This window comes from Natrarchaeobius halalkaliphilus (assembly GCF_003841485.1).
GTDB lineage: Archaea > Halobacteriota > Halobacteria > Halobacteriales > Natrialbaceae > Natrarchaeobius > Natrarchaeobius halalkaliphilus.
Genome location: NZ_REFY01000002.1, coordinates 602,237 through 628,970, shown reverse-complemented (window position 1 = coordinate 628,970; position 26,734 = coordinate 602,237). Strand labels below are relative to the sequence as shown.

The window sequence follows — 26,734 nt, the reverse complement described above, 5'->3', positions numbered from 1 at the left end:
GACTTTTCCCATCCACCAGTGAACCGTCCGTCGGAACGAAACAGAGTGTTGTCGGCTGAGAAAAGGGATCACGTTTTTTCACGGCGAGCATGATAGAGGTGAGGGTGAACGTCGAACTGGTTGCGTTCGGAGTCATGTCGATCGCCGTCGGAGTCGGCCTCCTCTCCGGTGTGCGGTACCTTTATCCACGTCTCGACCTCACCGAGGGCTCCCTCGCGTCCGTTCGACTGTTGACGGCGCTGATCGTCGGCGTTCTCTTCTTGCTCGGAGTCGGCCTGATCGCCGTTGGAATTTTGATATAGCCGCCGATCCGCGACGGACGAAAGCGTGGCTTCAAGTCCGATGGGACGAAATCTCGATCCATGAACCCAGGCGATCGCGTCCGCGTCGACCGCGCGGACCGAACGTACGAAGGCGTGTTGCTCCCCTCCAGCACGGACGACCACCTCGTCGTAAAACTCGACGGAGGTTACAACGTCGGCGTCGATCGAGACGGGACAGACGTAGACGTTCTCGCGGAGGACGTCTACGAGATCGACGGCACGGACGCCGCGGGAACGGACGCAGACGGAACCTCCGAGATCGCGTTCGACGACGAGTTGCCGACGATCTCACTGCTCTCGACCGGCGGAACCATCGCCTCGACGGTCGACTACCGGACCGGTGCGGTGACTGCCCAGTTCGACGCCGAGGACGTCCTTCGTGCCGTTCCGGACCTCGCCGGCCGCGCGAACTACCGGGGCCGGGTCGTGGCGAACATCCTCTCGGAGAACATGGATCCCACGATCTGGAGCGACCTCGCGGAGGCCGTCTCCGAGGAGATCGACGCCGGTGCCGACGGCGTCGTCGTCATGCACGGAACCGACACGATGCAGTACTCGGCGTCGGCTCTCGCATTCACGCTCGAGACGCCCGTTCCGATCGTGTTCACCGGCAGCCAGCGGTCGGCCGATCGCCCCTCCTCGGACAACGTGATGAACGCCGTCTGTGCCGTCGAAGCGGCGAAGGGCGACTGTGCCGAGGTTCTGGTCTGCATGCACGGATCCGAAAGCGACGACGTCTGTGCGCTCCACCGAGGAACTCGCGTCCGCAAGAATCACACCTCCCGGCGTGACGCCTTCGAGACGGTCGGTGCAAAGCCGCTCGGTGCGGTGGACTACGACACCGGCGAGATCAGTTTCCGCCGGGAGTACAGGTCGCGCGTCGACGGCGACACTTCGTCGGACGGATCGGACGATCGAGCGTCGGAGCCACGAGACTCCCCGATCGCGATCGAATCGCTCGAGAGCGACGTCGAACTCCTGAAGTTCACGCCCGGGATGGACCCCGCGTTCTTCGATGTCGTCGAGGGATCGGCGGGATTGGTCCTCGAGGGAACCGGGCTCGGTCACGTTCACACCGACCTGATTCCGCGCATCGAAGAGCTGATCGCGGACGGAACGACGGTCGTCATGACCAGCCAGTGTCTCGAGGGCCGGGTCTGTGATCGAGTCTACGACACCGGTCGGGATCTCCTCGATGCGGGCGTCATCGAGGCCGGCGATACGCTCCCCGGAACGGCGAAAGTCAAGCTCATGTGGGCGCTCGAGAACGCCGATGACGTCGAAGCGGCGATGGAGACGTCCCTCGCCGGCGAACTCCAGCGGCGATCCGTTCCCTGGGAGTGAGGTGACTCGCGAAAGCGCTCGCTCGAGGCAGAGGAAACGCGGGTTCTGATCCCTGATACGGTTTACTGTAAATCATTGCCGACGCACCCGCCGCCCGGGTCGCGGGTGCGCCGGTAAATCGTTACAGTAATCCGTATGAAACGCCACAGTACGTCAGCGACGCTTCGTACGCTGGTGTATCGATCGCAGCGGAACCGGATTTCGTGTTCGGAATCGATCTCACCGTGTCGCGAGAATCGCCGCGAACTAACCGCCGCTGACCGGCGGGAACAGCGCGAGTTCGTCGTCGCCCTCGAGTACCGTCTCGAGACCATCCTCCTCGACGAGGACGTTCGTTCCGTTGCGAAGCACGTTGATCTGTGACCGAAGCTCCCCGTCTTCGAGGACGCGCGCCTCGAGTTCAGCTCGGCCCTCGACGAGCTGTTCGAGGGCGTCTCCGACGGTGTCACCCGCCGAGGCGTCGACGGTGACGCGTTTGTCGCCCGCTCGTTCCGCGAGATCAGCGAACAGTTTCCACTCCGTGGACATAGGTGGCGCTATCGCCGCCGGAAGCAAGTAGCTACCGCTCTCGAGTCCCGAGCGCGGGCGAGAAAACATCGGCTTAATTGTCGTCGACGCGGAAGGGGAAGTGTATGGTTGACCGGCCGCTTCGGGAGCGATTGCCCGAAAACTGGCGACGGGCGCTCACGACTCGAGCGACCGTCGCGTTCGTGCTGGTCGTGGCGCTGCTCTCGGTCGCGACGGCGATCCTCAACATCGGAACCGACACCGTCTACGAGCCGTTTACACCGTACATCCCCGCTGCCGTCCAGGACACCGCGAGTTTCACCGGCGCGCTGACCGGGTTTCTGATGGTTGGGAGCGCGCTTGCTCTCCGTCGTGGGCTGCGCGCCGGGTGGTGGGCCACTTTGCTATTGCTTCCGCTGACTGCAGTACAGGGTCTCCTCCAGGTGAGTCCGTACTCGCTTCCGTTGATTGTACTCTCGCTCGTTTCGATCCCGGCGCTGTTGCTGACGCGGGATCGATTTACCAAACCGCTCGCCCTCGGGACGACGCAGATCGCAGCCGGTTCGGCGCTCGTCGGCGTGCAGGCGTACGGAACCATCGGCGGTTACGCGCTCCGGGATCACTTCGACGGGATCGATACCGTCCTCGACGCGTTCTACTTTACGCTGATCACCTCGAGTACGGTCGGCTACGGGGACGTGACGCCCAACATCGACTCGACGGAGGGAATGTTGTTCACGATGTCCGTTCTGGTCCTCGGCGTGGCGAGTTTCGGTATTGCAATCGGGGCGCTCGTCGGCCCGGCGATCCAGGCACGAATTACAAAGACACTCGGAAAAATGACCGACTCAGAACTCGAACTGTTGAGCGAGCACATCCTCGTGCTCGGCTACGGCGAACTGACTGAACCGATCGTCGACGAACTGTCAGCGACCGACCGGGAGTTCGCCGTCGTGGCGAAAAACCGCGATGTGATGGACGATCTCTCGGATCGTGGCATTCCCGTCGTCGTCGGCGATCCAAGCGACGAAACGCCGCTTCGGCGCGCGAAGATCCAGAACGCAAACGCGATCCTCGTCGCGACGAACCAGGACGCACAGGACGCGCTCTCGATCCTTACCGCTCGTCAGCTCGCACCCGACACCCGCGTCGTCGCCGCGGCGACCGATCTCGAAAACACGAAGAAACTCGAGCGAGCAGGTGCGGACGCAGTAATTAGCCCTGCGTTGCTCGGCGGACATCTGCTGGTTCGATCGGCCCTCGGCAGAGACGATTCCGAACTGCTCGAACGACTGCTAACCGAAAACGAATAGCGTCGCCACCGTGGGTGAGTGGCCGATCGGCCGGAAGAAACTGCAGGTCGTGTGACGGCCGTCTCATACTGTCTGAACTGACTGACAGCAGACCGTCTCAGTTGGAACGCCATCGAACCAATACCAAACTAATTGGCCGACACGTTTTAGCGCCTGATCGCCTAAATAGAGACATCTTGATCAACGATCGATTCAGTGGCGTCGGGACGTTTTTCCGGCCGAGTACCGCGCAGGGAGGGTGGACAGTAGGCGACTTGAAACGTGAGGGAGATGTCGTTCGATAACTCCGGCGGGGTGGCCGACCAGTCCAACGAACCCGACGATGACGTCGATACCGACATCGATACGTCCGACGTGGAGGATCTCGCCTCGAGATCCGAGTACGACGACGAGCGGGCAAACGAGATTCAGTCGTCGATCGCGGAGCTGGGGGAGAGTACCGTCGAAATCAGCGATCGACTCGAGGAGATTCACGCCGAAGCCGACGAGCAATACGAGTCGGTGATGCTGGTCGCAGAGGAGATGTCGAACCTGTCGGCGTCGGTCGAGGAGATCGCGTCGTCGTCCGAGGAGGTCGCTGCAGCGGGCGAGTCGGCACGCGACCTCGCAGAGGCCGGCCAGGAGTCCGCGAACGAACTCGGGACCGCGATGGGTGCGATTCAGCGGACGGCCAACGGGGTCACCGAAGACGTCAACGCCATCCAGGAAAGCGTCGGGGAGATCGACGAGATCGTCGAGGTGATCAACAACATCGCCAAACAGACGAACCTCCTCGCGCTCAACGCCTCCATCGAGGCGGCACACGCAGACAAAGCAGGAGACGGCTTCGCCGTCGTCGCGAGCGAAGTGAAATCCCTGGCGGAGGACTCTCAAAAGCGCGCGACCGAGATCGAGACCATGATCCGCGAGGTCGAATCGAACACCGAAAACGCCGTCGAAAGCCTCGACGAGAACAACGATCGGATCGATCGCGGTATCGAATCGATCGACCGCGCCGTCGACATCCTCGAGGAGATCCACGACACCATCGAGGACGTCTCGGACGGGATCGACGAAGTCGCACAGGCGACCGACCAGCAGGCCTCGAGCACCGAAGAGGTCGCCAGCATGGTCGATCAGACGGTCGAAAGCGCCGAACGCATCGCTGAAGACACCGGCGTGATCGCCTCCGAAGTCGAGTCTCAGACGGATCACATCGAGACCATGGATCGAACGCTCGAGCACCTCGTGGACGATTTCGCGCCGAACGCGTCGCCCGCCGAGTGAGCGATCGGAGGCGAGGGCGTGCCACGCTGACTGGACACCGGTCTTTTACAGCGCCCGGCCGTAGCCTCGTCCGTGACCGACCCGACCCGACGTAACCGTCTCGGTGAGGAACAGAGCCCCTATCTGCGCCAGCACGCGGACAATCCCGTCAACTGGCAACCCTGGGACGAAGAGGCGCTCGAGGCCGCCCGAGAGCGTGACGTGCCGATATTTCTCTCGATCGGCTACTCGGCGTGTCACTGGTGTCACGTCATGGAGTCGGAGAGTTTCGCGGACGAGACGGTGGCCGAGACGTTGAACGAAGAGTTCGTGCCGATCAAAGTCGACCGCGAGGAGCGCCCGGACGTCGACAGCATCTACATGACCGTCTGCCAGCTCGTCACCGGGCGCGGCGGCTGGCCGCTCTCCGCCTGGCTCACCCCCGACGGCCGTCCCTTCTACGTCGGAACGTACTTCCCCAGGGAAGCGAAACGCGGTCAGCCCGGCTTTCTCGAGGTTCTCGAAAACGTCAGGCGCTCCTGGGAGAACGACCGCGAAGAAGTCGAGAACCGCGCGGATCAGTGGACCGACGCCGCCAGGGACCGACTCGAGGAGACGCCGGACTCCGTCGTCGGAGCGGAGCCCCCCTCGAGCGACGTCACGGAGACGGCGGCGGACGCGGCCCTGCGAAGCGCCGACCGACGCCACGGCGGCTTCGGCTCCGAGGGTCCCAAGTTCCCCCAACCCACCCGCCTGCGGATTCTCGCTCGAGCCGCCGATCGAACCGGGCGTGATGAGTACCGGAAGGTGCTAGAGGAGACCCTCGACGCGATGGCGGCGGGCGGCCTGTACGATCACGTCGGCGGCGGCTTCCATCGCTACTGCGTCGATCGAGACTGGACGGTTCCTCACTTCGAGAAGATGCTCTACGACAACGCCGAGATTCCGCGGGCGTTCCTTGCGGGCTATCAGCTGACGGGCGACGAGCGCTACGCCGAGGTCGTCGACGAGACCCTCGCGTTCGTCGCGCGGGAACTCACTCACGACGACGGCGGCTTCTTCAGCACGCTCGACGCACAGAGTCCCGATCCATCCGACGGCGAGGACGAAGAGGGCGCGTTCTACGTCTGGACGCCCGAGGAAGTGCGGACCGTCCTCGAGGACGAGACCGACGCCGATCTCTTCTGTGCGCGTTACGACGTTACCGAATCGGGCAACTTCGAGGGGGCGACTCAGCCAAATCGCGCGGTCAGCGTGCCGGAGCTTGCAGACCGCTTCGAACTCGAGGAATCCGAGGTGCGCGACCGGCTCGACTCGGCCCGAGCACGGCTGTTCGACGCCCGCGAGACGCGCCCCCGACCGAATCGCGACGAGAAGGTTCTCGCCGGCTGGAACGGGTTGATGATCGCGACGTGCGCCGAAGCCGCGCTCGTCCTCGGAGACGACGAGTACGCGGCGATGGCCGTCGACGCCCTCGATTTCGTCCGCGATCGCCTCTGGGACGCCGACGACGACCGGCTGTCGCGGCGGTACAAAGACGGCGACGTGGCCGTAGCCGGCTACCTCGAGGATTACGCGTTCCTCGCTCGCGGCGCGCTCGCGTGCTACGAGGCGACCGGCAGCGTCGACCACCTCGCGTTCGCACTCGAGTTAGCCCGGGTCATCGAAGCGGAGTTCTGGGACGACGAACGCGGAACGCTGTATTTCACTCCCGAGAGCGGCGAGTCGCTCGTCACGAGACCCCAGGAACTCACCGATCAGTCGACGCCAGCTGCGGCCGGCGTTGCACTCTCCGTCCTGTTGGCCCTCGAAGGGTTTTCCGACGACGGATTCGAAGAGATCGCGACGACGGTTCTCGAGACGCACGCGAACCGCATCGAGGCCAACGCGCTTCAGCACACCTCGCTCTGTCTCGCGGCCGGCCGCCTCGAGTCGGGCACACTCGAGATCACCGTCGCCGCGTCCGACCTCCCGGCGGAGTGGCGCGAGCGCGTCGCGGAGAACTACTACCCTGACCGTCTGTTCGCGCTCCGGCCAGCGACCGACGACGGACTCGAAGCGTGGCTCGACCGCCTCGGACTCGAGGACGCCCCGCCGATCTGGGCCGGACGCAGAGCGCGCGACGGGGAGCCAACGCTCTACGTCTGTCGGAACCGGACCTGCTCGCCCCCGACGCAGGACGTCGAGGAGGCCATAGAGTGGCTCGGTGCTGACGATCGGTCGGACTCTCAGGCACCGATCTGAACCGAAAAATCCACGGCCAATCGTCCTAGTATCGTCCCGTCGTGGCGGTCCTCCGTCTCGTTGTGGCGACTAGTAATCCCGGTGGGAGTGGTACATCAGCTCCCACAGCGCGTCCTCGACCGCGTCGTCGGACTGTTCCTCGAGCTTCTCGTACAGGCGATCCGAGATCGTGACTTCGGGCATCGAAGGCAACTTCGACGTGGACCTATGTAAAACTACCCTAATACGAAACTGAGTTAATTATTTCCGAGTGCGACGGTCCGTCGGCGCACTCGAGCGTCTCTCGACGTCGCCGGGTCGAGATCCAACGCGGTGGCTCGTGGACCATCGTAGCGTTCACGGCGGCTCGGTTCGATCGTCCGCGTCGGTCCGCGAGAGCCACGCTTCGAGGACCGCCGTCTGGACCGTTCTGAGGTCCGTGTCCCGAACCGTCGCTGCGGCCTGGAACCGTTCCCGAGCGTTCGCAACCGTTCCCGGCTCGGCGGCGAGACGAACGAGGACGAACGAGTTCGGATCCACGTCTCTCGTCGCGTCGAACTCCGCCTCGTCGTAGAGGGCTGGAAAGTCGGATACGACGCTCGAGACGAGTTCGGCGGTCGCGTCAGCGCCGGGATCACCCACCGGGATCGTCTGTTCGGCTGGATCGAAGTACTCCGCGAAGTCGACGATTCCGGCCTCCTCGTAGAGGTACGCCGTGAGTGCGTCGTAGACCGGCTGTGAGACGTACACGCCGAAGAACTTGTACCGTCCGTTCTCTGGCATCGAGTGGACGTTCGAGCCGGACCACCTCAAATCTGCGGGTCGATCGACGAGCGACTTGCTGAACGACGAGATCGGACGGAGGGATCGCCGTGTGGCGGCCCGACAGTGGCGGTCGTTCCAGTGGCCCCCTTCCGGCCGAGAGCGGGCGTTTCAAGTGGATCAACGGTTTACGGTGTGACAACGAATGAGCGAGGATTTCTACGACGTTCTCGGCGTGGGCCCCGACGCCTCGGCCGAGGAGATAAAACAGGCCTATCGTGAGAAGGCGACGGAGTATCACCCCGACGTCAGCGACGATCCGAACGCCGAAGAGAAGTTCAAAAAGATCCAGAAGGCAAAGAAAGTCCTGACCGACGAGGACAAGCGAAGCGCCTACGACCGGATGGGACACGACCGCTACGAACAGGCCGAAAAACACGGATACGACGCGAGCGGGGGCGGCATGGGCGGTGATCCGTTCGGTGGAATGGGCGGCGGCGGAATGGGCGGCGGCGGAATGGGTGGCGGCCTGGGTGACATCTTCGAGCAGGTCTTCGGCGGCGGTGGCGGCCGCGGACGCCGTCGACCGCGATCGGGGCGCGACCTTCGGACGAACATCGAGATCGATCTCGAGGAGGCGTTCGAGGGTGCAGAAAAGCAGTTCACGGTCGAACGCCCGGAGCGCTGTGACGCCTGTGACGGCGAGGGCCATCCGCCGAGTGCCGACGCCGAAACCTGTCCGGAGTGTCAGGGTCGCGGCCAGGTAACGCAGGTCCAGCAGACGCCGCTGGGGCGCGTCCAACAGACGACGACCTGCTCGCGGTGTGAGGGGGACGGAACGCTGTACTCCGAGACGTGTAGCGAGTGTCGCGGCGAGGGCTACGTTCGAAACGAAGCCACCCTGACCGTCGAGGTTCCGCCGGGCATTCAGGACGGCCAGACCCTTCGGATGGAACGAGAGGGTGCACCGAGTCCGGAGGGCGGGGCAAACGGAGACCTCCTGATCGATATCATCGTCCGCGACCACGAGCAGTTCGAACGCGACGGCGACGACCTTCGCTACCGGCTCCCGATCTCGTTCCCACAGGCCACGTTCGGTGACACCGTCTCCGTACCCACGCTCGACGGCACGGTCGAGTTCGACGTCCCCACGGGAACCCAGAGCGGGGAGATCTTCCGTCTCGAGGGCAAAGGAATGCCCCGCCTGCGCGGTCGCGGCCAGGGCGACCTCTTCGTCAAGGTACAGATCGTCACGCCGAAGACGCTCAACGAAGAACAGCGCGAGGCACTCGAGGCGTTTGCCGAAGCCGGCGGCGACGAGATCGAGGTGGCCGAAGGCTTCTTCGAGAAGATCAAACGGGCGTTCTGACGGATCGAATATCGGTCGACCCGCCTCGCTGTTCTCGTCGGAGAACGGTGTAACTACCCGCGATCTCGAGTCGGCGCGCTTTTTTCATCGGCGCTCCAGATCCGCGTATGGATGTCGCGACAGTCGACGAGCTGTTCGCCCGCGATCGACGCGACGAGCGGACAGCGCTCGTCGACAGGACGGGACGGGAGTACGACGCACACTGGCTCTGTACGACCGCCTGGAAAGCCGGTAATTTCCTGCGCCACGCGGGCGTTCGGGAGGGGACGACCGTCGGCGTCGTCGGTGACGGCCCGCTCGCGCTCGTCTCGTTTCTCGGAACGACGCTTCTCGAGGGAACCACGCGGTTCGAGCCGCCATCGGACCTCTCGAGTGAGGACGGGTTTCGGGCGCTCGTTGCCCCCGTCACCGTCCTCGAGTCGGGCACGTACGATCTCCCGCCCGGCGCCCAGCGCCTCGGCTACGGCGAGAAACCGACGGAGCCCGCGGTCCAGCACTTCGACGCCGGCCTCTGGAGCGAGAACCCCTCGTTCCCGCCCCGATCGATCGACCCGAGCGTCGCGATGGTGAGCGACGGCGACCGGCTGGTGAGCCACGAAACGGCCCTCGAGGCCGCTCGGGACGTCATCGACGAATACGGCCTCGCGGCGGGCGACCGCGTTGTCGTCCGCGAACCGTGGCCGGTGCTCGAGACCGTCGTCGCTGGCGTGATCGCGCCGCTGCTCGCGGACGGCGTGGTCGTTCTCGCTGACGGCGAGGGAGTAAGCGCGCTCGAGGACGAAACGAAAGAGCGCGCGTTCGAGGACGGAGAGCTCGACGGATCGATCGAACCACCGGCTCGTGGCGAGTACGCCGTCTCGAGCGAGCCGGTTCCGGAACCGGAGCGGATCGTCCCCGACTCGGTTTCGCTTGACGACCCCCTGTTTTGAGTGAATCGAGCGGGAGGAACGTTTATCCGCCCGGTCGTGGTCGACGGCGTATGTCGGACGTTATCGTCGTCGGCGGCGGCCCCGCCGGATTGAGCGCAGCACTGTTCACCGCGAAAAACGGCCTCGAGACCGTCGTGTTCGATGGCGACGAGACGTGGATACACAAGGCACACCTGTTCAATTACCCGGGCATTCGAAGCATCAGTGGCGACGAGTTTCTGAAACTGACGCGCGGCCAGGTCGGTGATCGCGGCGCTGACGTGCGAGTCGGGGAACCGGTCACCGAAATCGAGGTGGATACGGCCGACGACCCCGATACCGAGGCGACGGACGCCGATCGGTTCCGGGTCGAAACGGATGACGACGTCTCCACCGGCGAGTACCTCGTCCTCGCGACCGGAGCGGATCGGTCGATCGCAGAGAATCTCGAGTGTGCCTTCGACGACGACGGCACCGTCGACGTCGATCTGAACATGGAAACGAGCGTCGAGAACCTGTATGCGACCGGCGCGATGGTTCGAGCGGAGAAGTGGCAGGCCGTGATCGCCGCTGGCGACGGGGCGGCGGCCGCACTGGACATTCTGAGCACGGAACGGGGAGACCATTTCCACGACTTCGATACGCCCGACGACGTCCCGTCGCTCGAGTAGCGGGTCGACGTCGAACCAGTATCGGCGACGATCACACTCGAGAGCGCCGAACCGACGAAGAGAGCGCAGCGACGGTTCGTCGACCCACAAACGCTTTTGGCCGCACGTTCCCTATATCGAATCATGTACGTGCGGGACGCGAAAAACAGAGAGGAGGTCTGGCTACTCGACCACATCGAGGCGATGGGGCTCGACGACACGGCGTTCCGCTCGCGCGATTACGTCGTCGCGATCGACGAAGAATCCGGCGAAAAGGGCGGGTTCGGTCGGATTCGGACCCACAAAGTCGACGGTTCGTCGACCGACGGCGACGCGGACCGCGCCAGCGCGAACGGGGACGACGTCTGTGAGCTGACCAGTATCGGCGTTCTCGAGGGGTGGCGCGACCAGGGTATCGGCGCACACGTCATCGAACGGCTCGTCGACTACGCCAGCGATCAGGGGTTCGAAACCGTCTACACGCTCACCGGATCGGGGAGCTATCTCGCACAGTTCGGCTTCGAACGTATCGACGAGTCGCAGCTCCCGGCACCGCTTCGGGGGCGACTCGAGGCGAAACGCGACGGCGTCGATCCGGACGCGGTTCCGCTCGCGATCGACGTCGACGCGTTTCGGATGCCCGAGCGACTTCGGGAGGCGTTCAAGCAGGCCCCAACGGGCCGCGACGACGTCTCGAGCGACGAACCTCCCGAGGACTTCGGAATCGACCCCGATACGGCGACGTACAAGTACGATACGGGTCGATGACGGCCCCGATCGGTCGGTCATCAATCTTCAAACCCCCACCACCCCATCATCTCACCAATGTTCGATGACGACGACCTCGCGGAGATCCAGGCAGGCCACGAGGAGTGGCACGAGCGGGCGGCCGAGCCAGTGATCGACCGGTTCGGTGAGAGAAAGGAGACGTTCACGACGGATACGGGCGGCCAAGAGGTCGACCGTCTGTACACGCCGGCTGACGTCTCGGATCTCGACTATCGCGACGATCTGGGCTATCCGGGCCAACCGCCGTACACCCGTGGCGTCTACTCGACGGGGTACCGTGGTCGGCTGTGGACGATGCGACAGTACGCCGGCTTCTCGACGCCCGGCGATACGAACGAGCGCTATCACTATCTGCTCGATCAGGGCCAGACCGGTCTCTCGATGGCGTTCGATCTGCCGACGCAGATGGGGTACGATTCGGACGACGAAATGGCCGCCGGCGAGATCGGGAAAGCCGGCGTCGCGATCGACTCGCTCGCGGACATGGAGACCGTCTTTGACGGGATTCCGCTTGACGAGGTATCGACATCGATGACGATCAACGCACCGGCATCGGTGTTGCTGGCGATGTACATCGCCGTGGGTGACCAGCAGGGCGTCGACAGAGCCGAACTTCGAGGAACGATACAGAACGACCTACTTAAAGAGTACATCGCACGCAACACCTACATCTATCCCCCGGAGCCGTCGATGCGGATCATCACGGATATCTTCGAGTTCTGTGCCGCGGAGACGCCGAAGTTCAACACGATCTCGATCTCCGGCTACCACATCCGCGAGGCAGGATCGACCGCCGCACAGGAACTCGCCTTTACGCTCGGCAACGGCATCGAGTACGTCGAGGCGGCTCTCGGTACCGGACTCGACGTCGACGAGTTCGCGCCACAGCTCTCCTTTTTTTTCAACGGCCACAACAATATCTTCGAGGAGGTCGCGAAGTTCCGCGCCGCGAGACGGATGTGGCACGATATCATGGATGACCGCTTCGAGGCCGAAAACCCGAAATCCAAACAGCTGAAGTTCCACACCCAGACCGCCGGCTCGATGCTCACCGCCCAGCAGATCGAGAACAACGTGGTTCGAGTGGCTTATCAGGCCCTCGCCGCGGTGCTCGGCGGAACGCAGTCGCTACACACCAACGGCAAGGACGAAGCGCTCGCGCTTCCGACCGAACAATCCGTTCGGACGGCCCTTCGAACCCAGCAGATTCTGGCCCACGAGTCCGGCGCGGCGGATACGGTCGACCCGCTCGCAGGGAGTTACTACGTCGAGTCGCTGACCGACGAGGTCGAGGCCGACGCCTACGATATTCTCGAGGACGTCGACGAACGCGGCGGCATGCTCGAGGCCGTCGACCAACAGTGGGTCCAGCGCCAGATCCAGGATACGGCGTTCGACCGTCAGAAAGAAATCGAAGATAACGAGCGAATCATCGTCGGCGTCAACGAGTTTGAAATCGACGAGGAGCCGGAGATGGACGTCCAGGAGGTCACCGAGGACGACCAGCAACGACAGATCGATCGTCTCGAGTCCGTACGGGACGACCGCGACGACGAGGCCGTCGACGCGACGCTTGAGGCCCTGCGCGAGACGGCCCGCAGCGACGAGAACCTCATGCCGGCCATCGTCGAGGCGGTCAAAGCCTACGCGACGGTGGGCGAGATATGTAACGTTCTTCGCGACGAGTTCGGAGAGTACCAGGCCGGGGGCGCAGTCTAATCGCGGTCGAGTTCGGCGCGAGGAGGACGCTCGAGGTCGCTTTCTCGAAACATCCGAGAAAGATGCTCGAGGACGACTCGTCGACGTTCGCGGGCCTACCGGAGTCGAACGGCGGTCCCGTAGGCCATCACTTCGGAGCCGCCGTCGGTGATCTGGGAGGTCTCGAGGCGAACGTTGACGACCGCATCGGCACCCATCTCTTCGGCGTCCGCTTCCATTCTCGAGATGGCCTCGTCGCGGGCCTTGGTAAGGAGGTCGGAGTAGGCTTTGAGTTCGCCGCCGAAGACGTTTCGAATTCCCTGTGTGATATCTCGACCGACGTTTCTGGCCTCGACGGTGTTTCCGCGGGCGATTCCGAGCGTTTCGACGATCTCTCTGTCGGGGACGGTTTCGGTGTTCGTAATGCGCATTCGAACCCTCCTTCGACGGCTCCTCGTATAGGTTTTCTGTCGGATTCGGACCCGGTTAGACCAGGGTGACGACGACCCAGGCGAGACCGATACCGGCGACCGAGAGAACGAGGTTTCCGACCGCGTTCGCAACGGCGAGTGATCGGTCGCCGCGTTCGTACAACTGAATCGTCTCGACCGAGAACGACGAAAAGGTGGTAAACGCGCCACAGATGCCGATTCCGAGCAGTTGAATAGTCGATTCGCTGGCCCCCGCGAAAATCGCCAGCCCGAAGACGAAGCTTCCGATCACGTTCACGGCGAGCGTCGGCCACGGGAACCGCTCGCTCGAGAGCTGCCGGTAGACGCCGTAGCGAAGAACGGCACCGATCGCCCCGCCGGTTCCGACCAGATGTGCCGGCTCGGGATCGAACGCGGCGAGGACGTCCGTCAAGGAGGGCCAGACGGCGAGCGAGATCTCGAGTAGCGCTCCGCCACCGGTCACGCCGTCTCACCCCCGGCTGAATGCGCTGTCTCAGCGGCGACCCGGCGTGCGAGCGACCGGCTGGCGAGAACGCCGACGAATCCGAGCCCGTAGTTACCGACGACGACCGCGGCGAGCAACAGCGGCTCCGCCGGTCCCGCATTCACCGCGGTCTGGATCGCAAACGTGCTGTAAGTCGTCAGCGACGAGAGAAACCCGGTGGTAAAGAGCAATCGCGAGTTGCGCTCGAGAACGTCCATGTACTCGGCCTCGTAGACGAGAAAACCCAGCAAGAAGCTTCCGAGCACGTTGACGGCCAACACCGCCACGATATCAGAGACGAGACCGAGGGCAAAAAAACGGAGGTTCGCCCCGGCGAAGCCACCGATCACGATCAACGCGAGCGTCTCGAGTCGAACGAGAGGATGATCGTCTGGCATGCGTGTGTCGTCTCGAGATCGGTTACTGGCCACCTGATCGGAGAGACAGACACCGATCCGATGGAAGCTATCGTTGACGGGGCGGTATCCGGATTTCTCGCCCTGACGTTCGGATACGGCGAAGTTCTCGAGGAATCGCCATGAGCGTTTCGAAAACGCTGATCGATCGAGAGGAAAGCGATGGGAGGACCGCAATCGACGGTCGTGAGGGACGGAGGGCGCGCGTGCGGACGAGCAGAGTAGAGTAGAAGTGAGAGTGTAGAGGTGGGGCTCGAGGACGGATGGGTGAGACGGAACAGGAAAACGCCGAGGGAAAGACCAGTTACTATGGGGACGAGACACCGATCCTTCGTCGACAACTGCTTCAATGGATGTTCGGACAGCCTTCGGACGGGAACTGACGGCGTTGTGGGCGGATGGCAAGGGGTCGTCCCTCGTTACGGTCGCGACCGCGTGGGGGCTCCTGGTCGGTGCGCGTATGATCTACCCGATCGTGCTTCCGTACCTACAGGGAACGTACGGGCTGAGTCTGTCGGTTGCGGGACTGTTGGTGACCGTTCTGTGGCTTTTCGGCTCGATCGGCCAGCTGCCGGGTGGGATGCTCGCCGACAGATACAACGAGCGCACGCTGATGGCCGCGAGTACGATCGTCGTTGCGGTCGCTCTCGGGTTCGTGGTCACCGCCTCGACGCCGGTCGTTCTGTTTCTCGCGACGGCACTCTGGGGGCTTGGCCACTCGCTGTATCCGATCGCCCGGATTACGTTCCTGTCGAACCTCTATTCCGAGCGTCTGGGGAGTGCACTCGGCGTGACGATGGCGACGGGGGATATCGGACAGACGGTCCTTCCGCCGATTGCAGCCGTTCTCGCCGTCGCTATCGCGTGGCAGGTCGGCCTTGGCTTCGTCGCCCCGCTGCTCTTGCTCGTCGGAATAACAATGTACTTCACCGTTCCCGTTCGGACCTCGACTGAATCTGAGAGGGACCCGCAGTCGATGCGTGAGACGTTGGCGATCTTTGGAGAACTTCGAAACCCGGAGATGGGGTTTATGACGGTGATTTTGTTTCTCTACATCTTCATCTGGCAGTCGTTTACGGCGTTTTATCCGACCTATCTGACGAACGTCAAAGAGCTATCGCCCGCCATAGCGAGCGTGCTGTTCGGGTTCTTCTTCGCGGTCGGCGTCGTGGTCAAACCGGTCGCAGGTGGGGCCTACGATCGGATCGGAATGCGCGGATCGCTCATCAGTATCCTCCTCCCGCCAGTCCTCGGATTTTCGCTCCTTCCGTTCGTCGACAACGTCTGGCTTCTCGTCGGGCTGACGGCCTGTATCAGCACGATGCTCGGATCGGGCGCGGTCACGCAATCGTATCTCGCGGACTCGTTTTCCGAAGAGATGAAGGGGACGGGACTCGGCGTCGTTCGAACGACGACCGCAACGCTCGGCGCTGGCGGTCCGCTTCTGTTCGGAGTGATCGCAGATTACGGCTACTTCGACGAGGGGTACATCGTTCTGGCCGTTATCATGGCGGTCGTAATTCTTCTCACGGTTCGGATGCCAGGGGGACGAGAGACCGCGTCGAGAGCGTGACCGAAAAGGAAAAGACCCAAGTTTAGATTGGGTCTAATAAACTGCATGACCGCCGCCGGAGTCGACGAGCAGACACAATTCACGCGAGCAGCGGCGGTGAACGTCGTCGGAAACGCGGCGAAGATCGCCGTCGAAGGGGCTGCTGGGCTCGCGTTCGGCAGCATTGCGTTGCTCGCGGACGCGGCACACTCCGTGGCGGACCTCGTCGCGAGCGTGGTCGTCCTCATCTGGGGGCGGAGTTCGTTCGACGAACCGGACGATACTCACCCGCACGGCCACGACCGGATCGAACCCCTGACGGCGCTGTTCGTCGGGGCTGTGCTCGCTTTGCTGGGATTGAGTCTCCTCTACGAATCGGTTCAGGGTCTCGCAGTCAGCGATCCGCCCGATGCGAATCCCCTGTTGCTCGGCGCGCTCGCTTTCGCAATCGTCGATATGTACCTCGTCTACCGGTACACGGAGTACGTCAACGCAGCGCTCGAGTCGACAGCGCTCTCGGCGCTCTCGACGGACTGTCTGAACGACATTTACACCTCGATGGCCGCCGTCGTCGGCGTGATCGGCGTCCTGCTCGGCCATCCGATTCTCGATCCCCTCGCGGGCGGACTCGTCAGCGTACTCGTCATCTATCAAGGCGTCGAGATCGGCCGGGAGAACGTCGATTACCTCATCGGTGCCGCGGCCGATCCCGACCAGTACGACGAGATCACGCGAACGCTGCGAAGCCATCCCGACGTCGAAGGCGTCCACGACCTGACGGTCTTTTACGATGGAACCGTCCTCGAGGTCGAAGTTCACGTCGAAGTCGACGGCGATATCCCGTTCCGTCACGCACACGACGTGGAGTCCGACCTCGTCTCCCGGCTTCGTGAGGTCGACGAGGTTGGTGATGCACACGTCCACCTCGACCCGTCGGGGATCGGTGAGTGGAAAGATCGGGCCAACGGGATATAGCGCTATCCTCACCGATCGACCAATCCGGTGACGTGATGGGGTTACAGCCGGTTCGAACGGCCGCGCTTGGTGGACTACGCGCTCCGACGGCAGAGTGACGCGGCGGCGGAGACCATTCCCGACGCTCCTCACGCGAACCTGGGCGTGAGTTTTAATCCGTCCGCCCTCCGGGTATCGGTATGGGAATCGGAGACTGTTACGACGTGACGGCCGGCGACTGGGCTGACCTCTCCTACGTCGATACCGGCATGTTCGGGACGAGCGAGTACGGTGCCGTCTACATACTCGATGGCGAACGGCCCGCCGTCATCGAAAGTGGAATCGGAACCAACCACGAGCGGATTCTCGAGGCGCTCGCGGAGGTCGGTATCGACCGTGAGCAACTCGCCGCGATCGCGGTAACGCACATCCACCTCGATCACGCGGGCGGTGCGGGATTTCTCGCGGAAGCCTGCCCGAACGCAGACGTCTACGTTCCCGACGTCGGTGCGAGTCACCTCGTCGATCCCGCGAAACTGGTCGCCGGAACGAAAGCCGCCGTCGGGGAGCAATGGGAGTGGTACGTCGAACCGAAGCCGGTCCCCGAGGATCGGATCGTCGGCGTCGAAGACGGGGACGCGATCGATCTCGGCGATCACGAACTCCGCGTCCATGAGGCACCCGGCCACGCGTTCCATCAGGTCGTATTCGAAGCGCCCGAACGCGGAACGGTCTTTACCGGTGACGCCGCGGGGATCTGGGTGCCTGCCCGCGAGGAAATCGTCGAAACTTCGCCGCCGTCCGATTTCGACCTCGAGGAGTGTCTCGCTGACGTCGAGATGCTCCAGTCCATCGATCCCGACGTACTGTGCTACACTCACTTCGGCCCGCGGGCGGTCGGTGACGATGCGTCCCACGCGCTAGAGCAGTACTCGACGGTTCTCGAGGAGTGGGTCGCTGCGGTCGACGCCGCGCGAGCGGACCTCGGAGACGACGAACTGGTGATTGAGTACTTCGCGGATTCCGACGAGCTGGCCGACGTCTGGGGCGAACGAAAGGCGAGCGCCGAGGCTGTGATGAACGTTCGAGGCGCGCTTGGCTATCTCGATGACCGAGAATAAACAGTGTCTCCGATCGGACACGTTTCATCACGTTTTATCGTACGGGACCCGTTGACATACGGATATGAACTGGCGGGACGCCGAACGCGAATACGTCGACGCGGTGATCGAAGAGACGACGATCGGTCGCATGTTCGAGGATGCAGCCGAGCGCAACCCGAACCGTCCCGCCCAGCGATACAAGGGTGGTGTTTACGATAGATCGCTGACGGACGACCTCGTTCCAGCGGCGAAACCCGGAACGTTTCGGACGCTCTCGTACGCCGAAATGCGTGATATCGTCCGTCACCTCGCGGCTGGATTCCGCGATCTGGGCGTCGGCCTCGGTGATCGAGTTGCTATCTTCGCGAATACGCGGATGGAGTGGGCCCAGTGCGATTTCGCTCTCCTCGGTGCCGGTGCGGTCGTGACGACCGTCTATACGGGCTCCTCGACCGATCAGATTCGGTACCTCCTCTCGGATCCGAACGCCTCCGGCGTCGTCGTCGAGAATCAGGAGTGTCTCGAGGACGTGCTCGCGGTCGAGGACGAACTCGAACTCGAATTCGTCGTCTCGATCGACGAACTCGAGGGATACGACGATCGTCCGGACGTGTTGACACTCGGTGAACTCCGCGAGCGTGGTGCGGAGACGTTCGACCTCGAGAGGTACCGAGAGTGGGTCGACGAACCCGGCCTGGACGACCTCGCGAGTCTGATCTACACGAGCGGTACGACCGGCAGACCGAAGGGCGTGCAGTTGACGCACCGAAACTTTCGATCGAACGTCAATCAGATTCGAAAGCGCTACGGCCCGCGACCCGACAAAGACGAGGACCTTCCCGTAATCGACGAGAACGTTCGATCGGTGTCGTACCTCCCGCTCGCACACGTCTTCGAACGGACCGCGGGACACTTTACGCTGTTTGCAAGCGGAGCCTGTGTCGCCTACGCGGAGGACCCGGAAACGCTCCAGGAGGATTTCAGTGCGGTCCAGCCGAATACCGCGACCAGCGTGCCGCGCGTCTACGAGAAGATTTACGATGCGATCCGCGAGCAGGCGAGTGAGTCATCCGTCAAACAACGGATCTTCGAGTGGGCGACCGACGTCGGGGTCGAGTATCAGCAGGCGGACTCGCCCGGACCGATACTCACCGTGAAACAGACGCTCGCGGACAGGCTCGTCTTCTCGACGGTTCGGGAGGCACTCGGCGGAAATATCGACCTCCTCATCAGCGGCGGCGGCAGTCTCTCTGCCGACCTCTGTCAGCTCTATTATGCGATGGGGTTGCCGATCTACGAGGGCTACGGCCTGACTGAGACCGCACCCGTTGTCACGGTCAACCCGCCGGAAGCGCCGAAAATCGGAACGATCGGTCCGGCGCTCCCCGGCGTCGAACTCGAGATCGACGAGACCACCGTCGATCAGGAGGCATTCGATGATCCCGGCGACGTAGGCGAACTCCTCGTTCGGGGGCCGAACGTTTCCGACGGCTACTGGAACAAACCCGGTGCCACCGACCGTTCGTTCACCGACGGCGGCTGGTTCCGTACCGGCGACATCGTACACCGCCGCCCGGACGACTACCTCGAGTTTCGCGACCGTGCAAAGCAGATACTCGTCCTTTCGACCGGCAAGAACGTTGCTCCCGCTCCGATCGAGGACGCGTTTGCAGCAAGCGAACGCGTCGAACAGTGTATGGTCGTCGGGGACGGAAGGAAGTTCGTCGGCGCGTTGTTGGTTCCGAACACGCCACACATCCGAGAGTGGGCCGACCGGGAAGGAATCGATCTCCCCGACGATCCCGAGGCGATCGTCGAGGACGAACGCGTCCGCGAGTACGTTCGAGCGGAGGTCGACGACGTCAACGAGTCGTTCGAAGCTCACGAGACGATCAAACGGTTCGAACTCGTCCCACGGGAGTTCACCGAAGAAAACGAGATGCTCACTCCAACGATGAAAAAAAAGCGTCGCGTTATTATGGATCGATTCGACGACCGGATCGAGCGGATCTACGAGGAAAGGGAGGCGACTCAGTGACGGATTGCTTTCGGACGAATCCGACACAGCCCCCCCGGCTACGGGTCGGGACTCGGGTACGACGATCCGCACGACAGTGGCCACGAACCGATCGGACAGCCACCGCCCGCCCGAGTTGCCCGATTCGAACGCTGATAGCCGGCGATCAGTATATCGGTCGCGATCGAGTACTGGTGGCCAATGACACTCCTTGCCGAGTTTTCGATTTCGGCATCGAACTTTTCCTTCGGGGCCGTCCTCGCAGACCACGACGATCTTCTGATCGAATTCGAGAGCGTCGTGCCGACTCATCGCGGACTGATGCCGTTCGTATTCATCTGGGACGGCGACGAACACGACGAAATCGAGGCCGAGATCCGCTCGGACCCCACGATCGATCGAGTCGACGAGGTCGAGCGATTCGAGGATGGCCGACTCTACAGGGTCGCCTGGAACGATTCGGTCGAAGGCCTCGCATCGGCGATCCGGGAGTCGGGTGCCACGCTGATCGAAGCCGTCGGCGTCGACGATCGCTGGACGTTCGAAATTCGGTTTCGCGACCAGGAGCGGATCGAGCAGTTTCAGGAACTCGTACTCGAGTACGACCTCGAGTTACAACTCGAGCGTCTTTCGACCGAACTCGAGGTCGATCCCGGAATGGAGTACGATCTCACCGACAAACAGTACGAAACGCTCGTCACCGCCTTCGAATACGGCTTTTTCGAAAACCCGAAAGAAGTCTCGCTTGCAGAACTCGGTGCCGAACTCGACATCTCGGATGCAGCCGCGACTGGGCGGCTTCGTCGAGGAATGGCGAACCTCCTGTCGCAGACGGTGATGCGAAGAGAAGGAACCGACATCGAGTGATACGGTTTGCTGTGACTTTTTACCGGAGCGACCGCGAGCCGTCCTGCGGTCGCTCCGGTAACGACTTACAGTAGACCGTATGAGACCACCGATTATCGGTTCGGTCGGGTCGAATACCAATCCCGATTTAAACGTCCGAATCGACTAACGGTTCGGTTGAGGGAGCGCCCTCGAGTACGTACTCCGTGTCTAGAACTGGAGGATACCGATGACCGAGTACCGACGCAACCGTTCCGTCAACGAGTGTCTGGTTCGAGTCGAGGTAGACGAACACGAACAGCCGTCAGTAGCCGTCATCCGCGCGATCGAACAAGCGACCAGCGACGAACCGGCCGAGATGCGTCCGCTCTTCGAGTTCGTTTCACCCGAATCGCTCGACCGCCTCTTCGTCGATACGAACTCGACGACCCGTCGAGGTATCGTCGAGTTCTCGCTCGAGCGATTCGAGGTTCGAATCGTCGACGGCCAGTACGTGGAACTGCGCGAGCACGGCGCGACATCATAATCACGCTGGTCGGGATCGACTCGACACCGGTTCGATCACGTTTCTCAAAGATACGTGCCCGTTTGTCCACTATTTGGACGGATCTATGTTTCTGACTTACCGCACAATCGCGTATCGTCTTTAACTACTCACGCGCCGTACGTTCATACGGTGATTCTGATGAACACAGCAACAGTAGACGATGAACCGAGCGGATACTCCCTCGAGCGAGGATGGCGAACGCTCGCGATCGCGGGCGTTGCCGTTGGATTGATCGGATTGATCGCGATCGCGTTCCCGCTCGCGACCGGTCTTTCGGTAACGATCGGTCTCGGCGCGCTTCTCGTCGTGGGTGGAATCGTCCACGGCGCACACGCGTACACCGCACGCGGCTGGAGCGGCTCTCTCTGGCAGCTTACGCTCGCGGTCGTCTCGATCGTCGCCGGGATCGTCCTGCTTACAAACCCCGTCATCGGGCTCGCGACCCTCACGATCCTGGCGATCGCGTACCTCCTCGTCGACGCCGTGGCTGAACTCTGGCTGTCGATGCGAATGGCGGACCGGCCCGGACGCCTGTCCGTTGCCGCGAGCGGCGTCCTCTCGCTCGTCCTCGCCGGTCTGCTCTGGGCTGGATTCCCGGCCGATGCGGCCTGGGCGATCGGACTGCTCGTCGGTATCGGTCTCCTCGCCACCGGACTCTCGATGGGTATCGTCGCGATCAACGGCAGAAACGCCGACGAAACGATGTCGGGGGCGACCGAACCACGCGGCGCGTAGGCACACCGCCGGACGCCCGTTCCCGATAGCGATTGTAACTCGCGGCTCGTCGCTTTCGACGACGGCCGTTCGTCCGCATATCCTCCGGTATTTTCCCGATCGAGCTATTCACCGAAGATCGAATCGAAGAACTTCCGCTCCGCAGTTCGCAAGTGCTGATTGAACGTCGCCGGGGCGATGCCGAGTCGGTCCGCGATCTCTTCTCCGGTACTCTCTCGCGGCCAGTCGAAGTAGCCGGCGAAGTACGCCGTCTCGAGTGCGGCCCGTTGTTTTTCCGTCAGCTCACGTTCGAGAACCGACTGTGAATCCGCGTTGGTTCGGTCGCTCCGGTCGGTGGTCCGCTGTGCGAGGTAGGTGACGTCGTCGCGCTGTTCGTTGATGATTTCGATCATCTGTCGAGTGTCCCGTCCCTGGGGCAGCTCCACGACGAACCGGAACTCCCCCTCTGCGATCGTCGCGGAATCGACTCGGCCGCCGTGGGTCGCGATGGCCTCGAGGAGCGACGCGGCAACCGGAGCGACGATCTCGAACTCGAACCCGTTTCGTCTGACCGAGAGGAACCGAACCTCGTCTACGCCCTCCGTGTCGTCGACTGCCTCCTGAAACGCCTCCTGGGGGACGTCGTGTGCCGACCCGTACGCCAGTAACGTCTCGTCGCCGCGGATCAGCTGTTCGATCTCGATCACGCACGATTCGACACTCGAGAGCGAAACGAGCGGCTCTGCGAACGATTCGACCCGAAACTCGAGTTCGATGACGGCGTCGCTAACCAGCGCATCGCGTCGTTCGATCGCCGTGATCGCGTGTGCGATAACGTCCCCGATCCGTGCGAGAATCGTCGTTTCGGGGCCGGTAAACGCGTGCGGTGACGACGAGTAGACGTTGAGAACGCCGTACACGAGGTCCTCGTGGATGATCGGGATCGCGACGGACGCCTGGTAGCCTCGTTCTGTGGCCTGCTCTCTCCACGGTTCGTAGTCGGGTTCGGAGTGAATGTCGCTCATGACCTGGACCGAGCCGGTACGAATCGCGGATCCGGAGGGTCCCTGACCTTCGGGATCGTCCTCGTCGACCGTAATCTCGATATCGTCCAGGTAACCATCTTCGACGCCGGCTGCGGCCTTCGGAACCACGCGATTGCTCCCCGGGTTGACGCTTCCCATCCAGGCGAAGCGGTAGGCATCGGACTTCGCGAGTCGCTCACAGACGCGTTGCTCGAGATCCGCACGCGTTTCGGTCGTGATCACCGCGTGCGTGATGTCGTGACCGATCCGGTTGAGCCGGTTGAGGGCCTCGAGCTGTTCGCGCTGATGGCGTCGCTCGTGCTCCTGGCGCGCCCGTTCGATCGCGTGATGGATCGTTCGGACGAGCAACTCGCTCGTGACTTCGTCTTTGACCAGGAAATCCTGTGCACCGCGCTGGATGGTCCTGACGCCGACCTGTTGATCTCTGAGTCCGGTCAGGACCACGATCGGTACCGCTTCGTTCTCCTCGTGAATCCGTTCGAGCGTCTGTATCCCCTCGCTATCCGGCAGATTCAGATCGAGCAAGACGATGTCTATCGGCTCGTCCCCGAGCGTCTCGAGTCCGTCCTCGAGTCGCACCTCGCGATTCATCTCCGTGGCCTGCGTCGCACCGCCCGAGCCGACCCGCTGTACGAGTTCGTCGGTTTCGTCGAGCATTTCCTCGATGAGTCGGGCGTCGCCCGGATTGTCTTCGACCAGGAGGATCCGAAGCGTCTTTGTGTCGTCGTCGGACCGGGAAGGACGCCCGTTCACGCCGCTCCAGTCGTCGAAGCTCACGGTTATTCGACCTCCGATGGGAGGCGAACGACCGAAAACCAGAACTTTTCGAACGCCCTGACGGTCTTGATGAACTCGTCGGGATCGACTGGCTTGGTCAGGTAGGCGTTGGCGTGTAGCTCGTACGATCTCGCGATGTCCTCTTCGGCCCGCGAACTCGTTAGTACGATCACCGGAATCGATCGAAGCGTGGGATCGTCTTTGAGTTCTTTGAGGACTTCTTCGCCGTCCGTTCGCGGCAGGTTGAGATCCAGCAGGATGAGATCGGGTCGTGGGACGTCGGCGTAGGAACCGCGCTGGGAGAGAAAATCGAGCGCTTCGTTCCCGTCGGAGGCGACGTGGAGGTCGTTGTCGATTCGTCCCCGCTTGAACGCTTCTTCGGTTAGTCTGACGTCACCCGGATTGTCCTCGACTAACAGGATCTGTGCTCGTTCGGGCTGTGTGGATCCAGCAGTACTCATGGTTGTTTCGTCCCGGCTTCAGTTCCGTTCCACTCGTCGGTATCGAGTGCGGTGTTCCGTCTCTCGTGGGAATAGCCCGTGTTGTCGGGGTCTCTGTCGCGGTCCCGATCGTGGATCCGTGTCGGCCGCATTCGTTCGTTGTTCTCGGTGAATACGGATATACGTGCGCTCTCCTCACATCTCGGGACAGTTTCGATCGATGGAACGTCTCTATGCCCTCTCCCAGTGCCGATGCGTACGTGGTTTTCCGCCCCCTTGCTTTGGCTCATGATAGACTGCCGTCTTCAAGACGTCTGTAGACGATAAACGTGGTGCTCGAATTTATCACGTTCGGAACGGCGGTACTGCGCGTCGCGTCGGTACCGCGTGTCGATTTGAGTATCGGTGTCTCGATCCGAACGTCAGCATCGTTGCCGGCGACCTCCCTCTCGTGACGATCACTCGAGTGCCGCTACCGTCTGCGTTCGCTGGCGCATCTCGATCCCGCGAACGGTGAATTCACCATTACTTCGCTTTCCGAAGCATTTGGTTAGCGCACCCGATAGTGCCCTGCTATCCGTTTGCGGGTTCGGTCCCGTCGCGCTCGAGGATTACCATCTCCAAACCGATAGCGACAGGGCGACACCGGTACCGATCCCAGCGGCCCGCGCGCCTACGACTGTAACGTCGACGGATTTGGGTAGTGTCGGGCACCTTCTGAAATATTTGATATTGCCTTATATGATTTATCAGTCGGCTTTGAGCTATATTCTGGAGCTTGAGCGGCTCTCGAACGATGAGAATCGGTATGTCCGTCGAAATCCGAATGGCCCTCTCGTCTCGACGACGAAAACGGTCGACACCACCTCTCGTCTACCCACGTGTTCGTCGTTCGTCCGTTCCTACCGGACGCGTGCTAGTTGCCGTGACGTCGATCACTCATAGGGATTATCGTAGGAGTTCATAGTTTCTCCCTCAACGTACCGAGACACAGCGTCGACGGACGGACGTCAAACCCTGCGGTTGGCTACGATAATCCCTATCAGCTATCGTCGTCGCGCGGTCGCGTCTCACTCGTCATCGATTTCGGGTACGGCCGTGGTCGGGGAGCTGGCAACGTGGCCATCGATCCGGTCCCAGGAGTAGCGTTGAACCGATTACGTTCTCGATGGAATACTCTCGAGAGTCTGTTCTACGAGCCGGTTCGGGGGATGTTCCGGTTCTGTCCTCCGATGCGGTCGGAGCCGTCACGTCGTTCCTCTCGTTTCACGCCGGACCGTCCGCTACTCGAACTCCTCGAGTGCGGATCGCTTCGGAACTGCCGTTTCTACGGGATATCCGCGTCGACACTGACGGGGATCGGTCCTGCGCAGAAAAACCGCCAACCGAACTGAGCGCCCTCGTTGTCTCGCACACGCGCGAGTAACTGATGGTAAACTCACTCGACGAGGCGCTCGAATGCGTGTTCACCATCAGCGAATCAGCGACCGTTGGACGACCGGGATTCATCGGATCTCCGACCCGGGCTTTTGTCGTGTTCAGTGGTACGTTGACCGCGTCTCCGTTCTCGTTGTTCGAACGACCCGCCGGTCAGCGCGGAATACGGCAACAAATAAACCGTATGATGATCTACAAAAACGGGTCTCTCGTCTCACGCGGTAAGCGATCCAGAAGACGCCGTCGAGATTCGTGCCACCGTCGAGCGACCGTCTCGATACTGATCCGTGTCCGTGGTTTCTTGCCGGTGGCTCACAACTGTTCACGCATGGACGAACTGTCACTGGGTGTTCCGAAACCGGTTCTCGAGCGACTGCCGGCCGACGACGACGTCGCCGCACCGGATATGCAGGAGGCGGTCGCGGGCTGGGAGCGCCACCTGAACGATGCGATTGGGGAGGCCGATGACGACCAGGAAGCCGCACAGCGGGCGCTCGAGGCGATCGACCGCTTCGAAGAGCGCTATCGGACCTACGACGAGCTCGTCCCTGAACTGCGTGCGTGGGGGCAGTCCCCGATTTACGCGATCGCCTGGCGAACGTTGTACGCGGACGTGATCGCCCAGCTTTACGAACACGACGAACTCGCCGAGCACCTCGAGCGCGAACGGAACGTCCGACTGGTTCAGGACGGCATTCGGATGCGAGATCCGTGACGCGGCTCGGAGCTACGCCTCGGGAGGCCCGTCGTCTGACGAGCGACAGACGCACGTCAGAAAAGGATCCTCGGGGTTTTTCCGTTGATCCGTTGGAAGCCCG

At 62.4% G+C, this 26,734-nt stretch carries 27 protein-coding genes; 18 read left to right on the top strand and 9 right to left on the bottom strand.

Annotated features, from left to right (window positions below):
- Positions 1-104 precede the first annotated feature (104 nt).
- Together EA462_RS06680 and gatD are read left to right on the top strand one after the other, a co-directional pair.
- Positions 105-302: a hypothetical protein gene (locus EA462_RS06680; protein ID WP_243641375.1), complete on the top strand. Its 198-nt coding sequence runs from the start codon at positions 105-107 to the stop codon at positions 300-302.
- 60 nt (positions 303-362) lie between these two features.
- Positions 363-1,667 (top strand): Glu-tRNA(Gln) amidotransferase subunit GatD, encoded by a 1,305-nt coding sequence (gene gatD, locus EA462_RS06675; protein ID WP_124177774.1) that lies wholly within the window; start codon positions 363-365, stop codon positions 1,665-1,667.
- A 246-nt stretch (positions 1,668-1,913) separates the two neighbouring features.
- On the opposite strand, the gene EA462_RS06670 is transcribed toward gatD, so the two are convergent.
- A complete protein-coding gene (locus EA462_RS06670; RefSeq protein WP_124177773.1) occupies positions 1,914-2,195 on the bottom strand; it encodes a ubiquitin-like small modifier protein 1 in 282 nt (93 codons plus the stop codon).
- Positions 2,196-2,299: 104 nt separating this feature from the next.
- On the opposite strand from EA462_RS06670, the gene EA462_RS06665 reads away from it, so the two are divergent.
- From EA462_RS06665 to EA462_RS06655, 3 genes are all read left to right on the top strand, one after another.
- The gene (locus EA462_RS06665) at positions 2,300-3,487 is read left to right on the top strand and encodes an NAD-binding protein (protein WP_124177772.1); all 1,188 of its coding nucleotides are present in this window, start codon (positions 2,300-2,302) and stop codon (positions 3,485-3,487) included.
- Between the two features lie 270 nt (positions 3,488-3,757).
- The gene (locus tag EA462_RS06660) at positions 3,758-4,753 is read left to right on the top strand and encodes a methyl-accepting chemotaxis protein (protein WP_124177771.1); all 996 of its coding nucleotides are present in this window, start codon (positions 3,758-3,760) and stop codon (positions 4,751-4,753) included.
- 72 nt (positions 4,754-4,825) lie between these two features.
- Complete coding sequence (locus tag EA462_RS06655) at positions 4,826-6,976, top strand: thioredoxin domain-containing protein (RefSeq protein ID WP_124177770.1); 2,151 nt, start codon at positions 4,826-4,828, stop codon at positions 6,974-6,976.
- 69 nt (positions 6,977-7,045) lie between these two features.
- Here EA462_RS06655 and EA462_RS17875 read toward each other — a convergent pair whose 3' ends face one another.
- Together EA462_RS17875 and EA462_RS06650 are read right to left on the bottom strand one after the other, a co-directional pair.
- Positions 7,046-7,159, bottom strand: coding sequence for a phosphohydrolase (locus tag EA462_RS17875; RefSeq protein ID WP_394341816.1), 114 nt, complete (start codon positions 7,157-7,159; stop codon positions 7,046-7,048).
- A 153-nt stretch (positions 7,160-7,312) separates the two neighbouring features.
- Positions 7,313-7,738 (bottom strand): hypothetical protein, encoded by a 426-nt coding sequence (locus EA462_RS06650; RefSeq protein WP_124177769.1) that lies wholly within the window; start codon positions 7,736-7,738, stop codon positions 7,313-7,315.
- A gap of 184 nt (positions 7,739-7,922) precedes the next feature.
- Here EA462_RS06650 and dnaJ point away from each other — a divergent pair, with 184 nt between their 5' ends.
- The 5 genes from dnaJ (at position 7,923) to EA462_RS06625 (ending at position 13,152) form a co-directional block, all read left to right on the top strand.
- Positions 7,923-9,086 carry a molecular chaperone DnaJ gene (dnaJ, locus tag EA462_RS06645; RefSeq protein ID WP_124177768.1) on the top strand — a complete coding sequence of 388 codons (1,164 nt, stop codon included), beginning with the start codon at positions 7,923-7,925 and terminating at the stop codon, positions 9,084-9,086.
- A gap of 107 nt (positions 9,087-9,193) precedes the next feature.
- Positions 9,194-10,015 (top strand): hypothetical protein, encoded by an 822-nt coding sequence (locus EA462_RS06640; protein ID WP_124177767.1) that lies wholly within the window; start codon positions 9,194-9,196, stop codon positions 10,013-10,015.
- A 50-nt stretch (positions 10,016-10,065) separates the two neighbouring features.
- Positions 10,066-10,665, top strand: a complete 600-nt coding sequence (locus EA462_RS06635) for an FAD-dependent oxidoreductase (protein WP_124177766.1) — start codon at positions 10,066-10,068, stop codon at positions 10,663-10,665.
- Between the two features lie 123 nt (positions 10,666-10,788).
- The gene (locus EA462_RS06630) at positions 10,789-11,412 is read left to right on the top strand and encodes a GNAT family N-acetyltransferase (RefSeq protein WP_124177765.1); all 624 of its coding nucleotides are present in this window, start codon (positions 10,789-10,791) and stop codon (positions 11,410-11,412) included.
- Positions 11,413-11,469: 57 nt separating this feature from the next.
- Positions 11,470-13,152, top strand: a complete 1,683-nt coding sequence (locus EA462_RS06625; protein WP_124177764.1) for an acyl-CoA mutase large subunit family protein — start codon at positions 11,470-11,472, stop codon at positions 13,150-13,152.
- A 95-nt stretch (positions 13,153-13,247) separates the two neighbouring features.
- Here EA462_RS06625 and EA462_RS06620 read toward each other — a convergent pair whose 3' ends face one another.
- Genes EA462_RS06620 through EA462_RS06610 form a run of 3 tightly spaced genes read right to left on the bottom strand, consistent with a single transcriptional unit; the run spans position 13,248 to position 14,465 of the window.
- Positions 13,248-13,562 (bottom strand): YbjQ family protein, encoded by a 315-nt coding sequence (locus EA462_RS06620; protein WP_124177763.1) that lies wholly within the window; start codon positions 13,560-13,562, stop codon positions 13,248-13,250.
- A 55-nt stretch (positions 13,563-13,617) separates the two neighbouring features.
- Positions 13,618-14,019, bottom strand: coding sequence for a fluoride efflux transporter CrcB (gene crcB / locus EA462_RS06615; protein WP_124177834.1), 402 nt, complete (start codon positions 14,017-14,019; stop codon positions 13,618-13,620).
- A 23-nt stretch (positions 14,020-14,042) separates the two neighbouring features.
- On the bottom strand, positions 14,043-14,465 hold the full coding sequence (locus tag EA462_RS06610) for a fluoride efflux transporter FluC (RefSeq protein ID WP_124177762.1): 423 nt from the start codon (positions 14,463-14,465) through the stop codon (positions 14,043-14,045).
- Between the two features lie 367 nt (positions 14,466-14,832).
- Here EA462_RS06610 and EA462_RS06605 point away from each other — a divergent pair, with 367 nt between their 5' ends.
- The 7 genes from EA462_RS06605 (at position 14,833) to EA462_RS06575 (ending at position 22,237) form a co-directional block, all read left to right on the top strand.
- Positions 14,833-16,056, top strand: a complete 1,224-nt coding sequence (locus EA462_RS06605) for an MFS transporter (RefSeq protein WP_207891630.1) — start codon at positions 14,833-14,835, stop codon at positions 16,054-16,056.
- A gap of 45 nt (positions 16,057-16,101) precedes the next feature.
- The gene (locus EA462_RS06600; protein ID WP_124177761.1) at positions 16,102-17,010 is read left to right on the top strand and encodes a cation diffusion facilitator family transporter; all 909 of its coding nucleotides are present in this window, start codon (positions 16,102-16,104) and stop codon (positions 17,008-17,010) included.
- A 179-nt stretch (positions 17,011-17,189) separates the two neighbouring features.
- Positions 17,190-18,110, top strand: a complete 921-nt coding sequence (locus tag EA462_RS06595) for an MBL fold metallo-hydrolase (RefSeq protein WP_124177760.1) — start codon at positions 17,190-17,192, stop codon at positions 18,108-18,110.
- Between the two features lie 64 nt (positions 18,111-18,174).
- A complete protein-coding gene (locus tag EA462_RS06590) occupies positions 18,175-20,130 on the top strand; it encodes an AMP-dependent synthetase/ligase (protein ID WP_124177759.1) in 1,956 nt (651 codons plus the stop codon).
- A gap of 180 nt (positions 20,131-20,310) precedes the next feature.
- A complete protein-coding gene (locus EA462_RS06585; protein ID WP_124177758.1) occupies positions 20,311-20,976 on the top strand; it encodes a helix-turn-helix domain-containing protein in 666 nt (221 codons plus the stop codon).
- A gap of 208 nt (positions 20,977-21,184) precedes the next feature.
- On the top strand, positions 21,185-21,481 hold the full coding sequence (locus tag EA462_RS06580) for a HalOD1 output domain-containing protein (protein WP_124177757.1): 297 nt from the start codon (positions 21,185-21,187) through the stop codon (positions 21,479-21,481).
- 159 nt (positions 21,482-21,640) lie between these two features.
- Positions 21,641-22,237 (top strand): HdeD family acid-resistance protein, encoded by a 597-nt coding sequence (locus tag EA462_RS06575; RefSeq protein WP_124177756.1) that lies wholly within the window; start codon positions 21,641-21,643, stop codon positions 22,235-22,237.
- Between the two features lie 104 nt (positions 22,238-22,341).
- Here the strand turns inward: EA462_RS06575 and EA462_RS06570 are convergent, their stop codons facing one another.
- From EA462_RS06570 to EA462_RS17715, 3 genes are read right to left on the bottom strand one after another with little or no spacing between them, the layout of a single operon-like run.
- Positions 22,342-24,015 (bottom strand): bacterio-opsin activator domain-containing protein, encoded by a 1,674-nt coding sequence (locus EA462_RS06570; protein ID WP_124177832.1) that lies wholly within the window; start codon positions 24,013-24,015, stop codon positions 22,342-22,344.
- A gap of 26 nt (positions 24,016-24,041) precedes the next feature.
- Positions 24,042-24,500: a response regulator gene (locus tag EA462_RS06565; protein WP_124177755.1), complete on the bottom strand. Its 459-nt coding sequence runs from the start codon at positions 24,498-24,500 to the stop codon at positions 24,042-24,044.
- Positions 24,497-24,631, bottom strand: coding sequence for a hypothetical protein (locus EA462_RS17715; protein WP_279387006.1), 135 nt, complete (start codon positions 24,629-24,631; stop codon positions 24,497-24,499). The genes EA462_RS06565 and EA462_RS17715 overlap by 4 nt, the downstream gene beginning before the upstream one ends.
- 1,613 nt (positions 24,632-26,244) lie before the next feature.
- Between EA462_RS17715 and EA462_RS06560 the strand changes: the two genes are divergently transcribed.
- Positions 26,245-26,631, top strand: coding sequence for a hypothetical protein (locus EA462_RS06560; protein WP_124177754.1), 387 nt, complete (start codon positions 26,245-26,247; stop codon positions 26,629-26,631).
- Positions 26,632-26,734 lie beyond the last annotated feature (103 nt).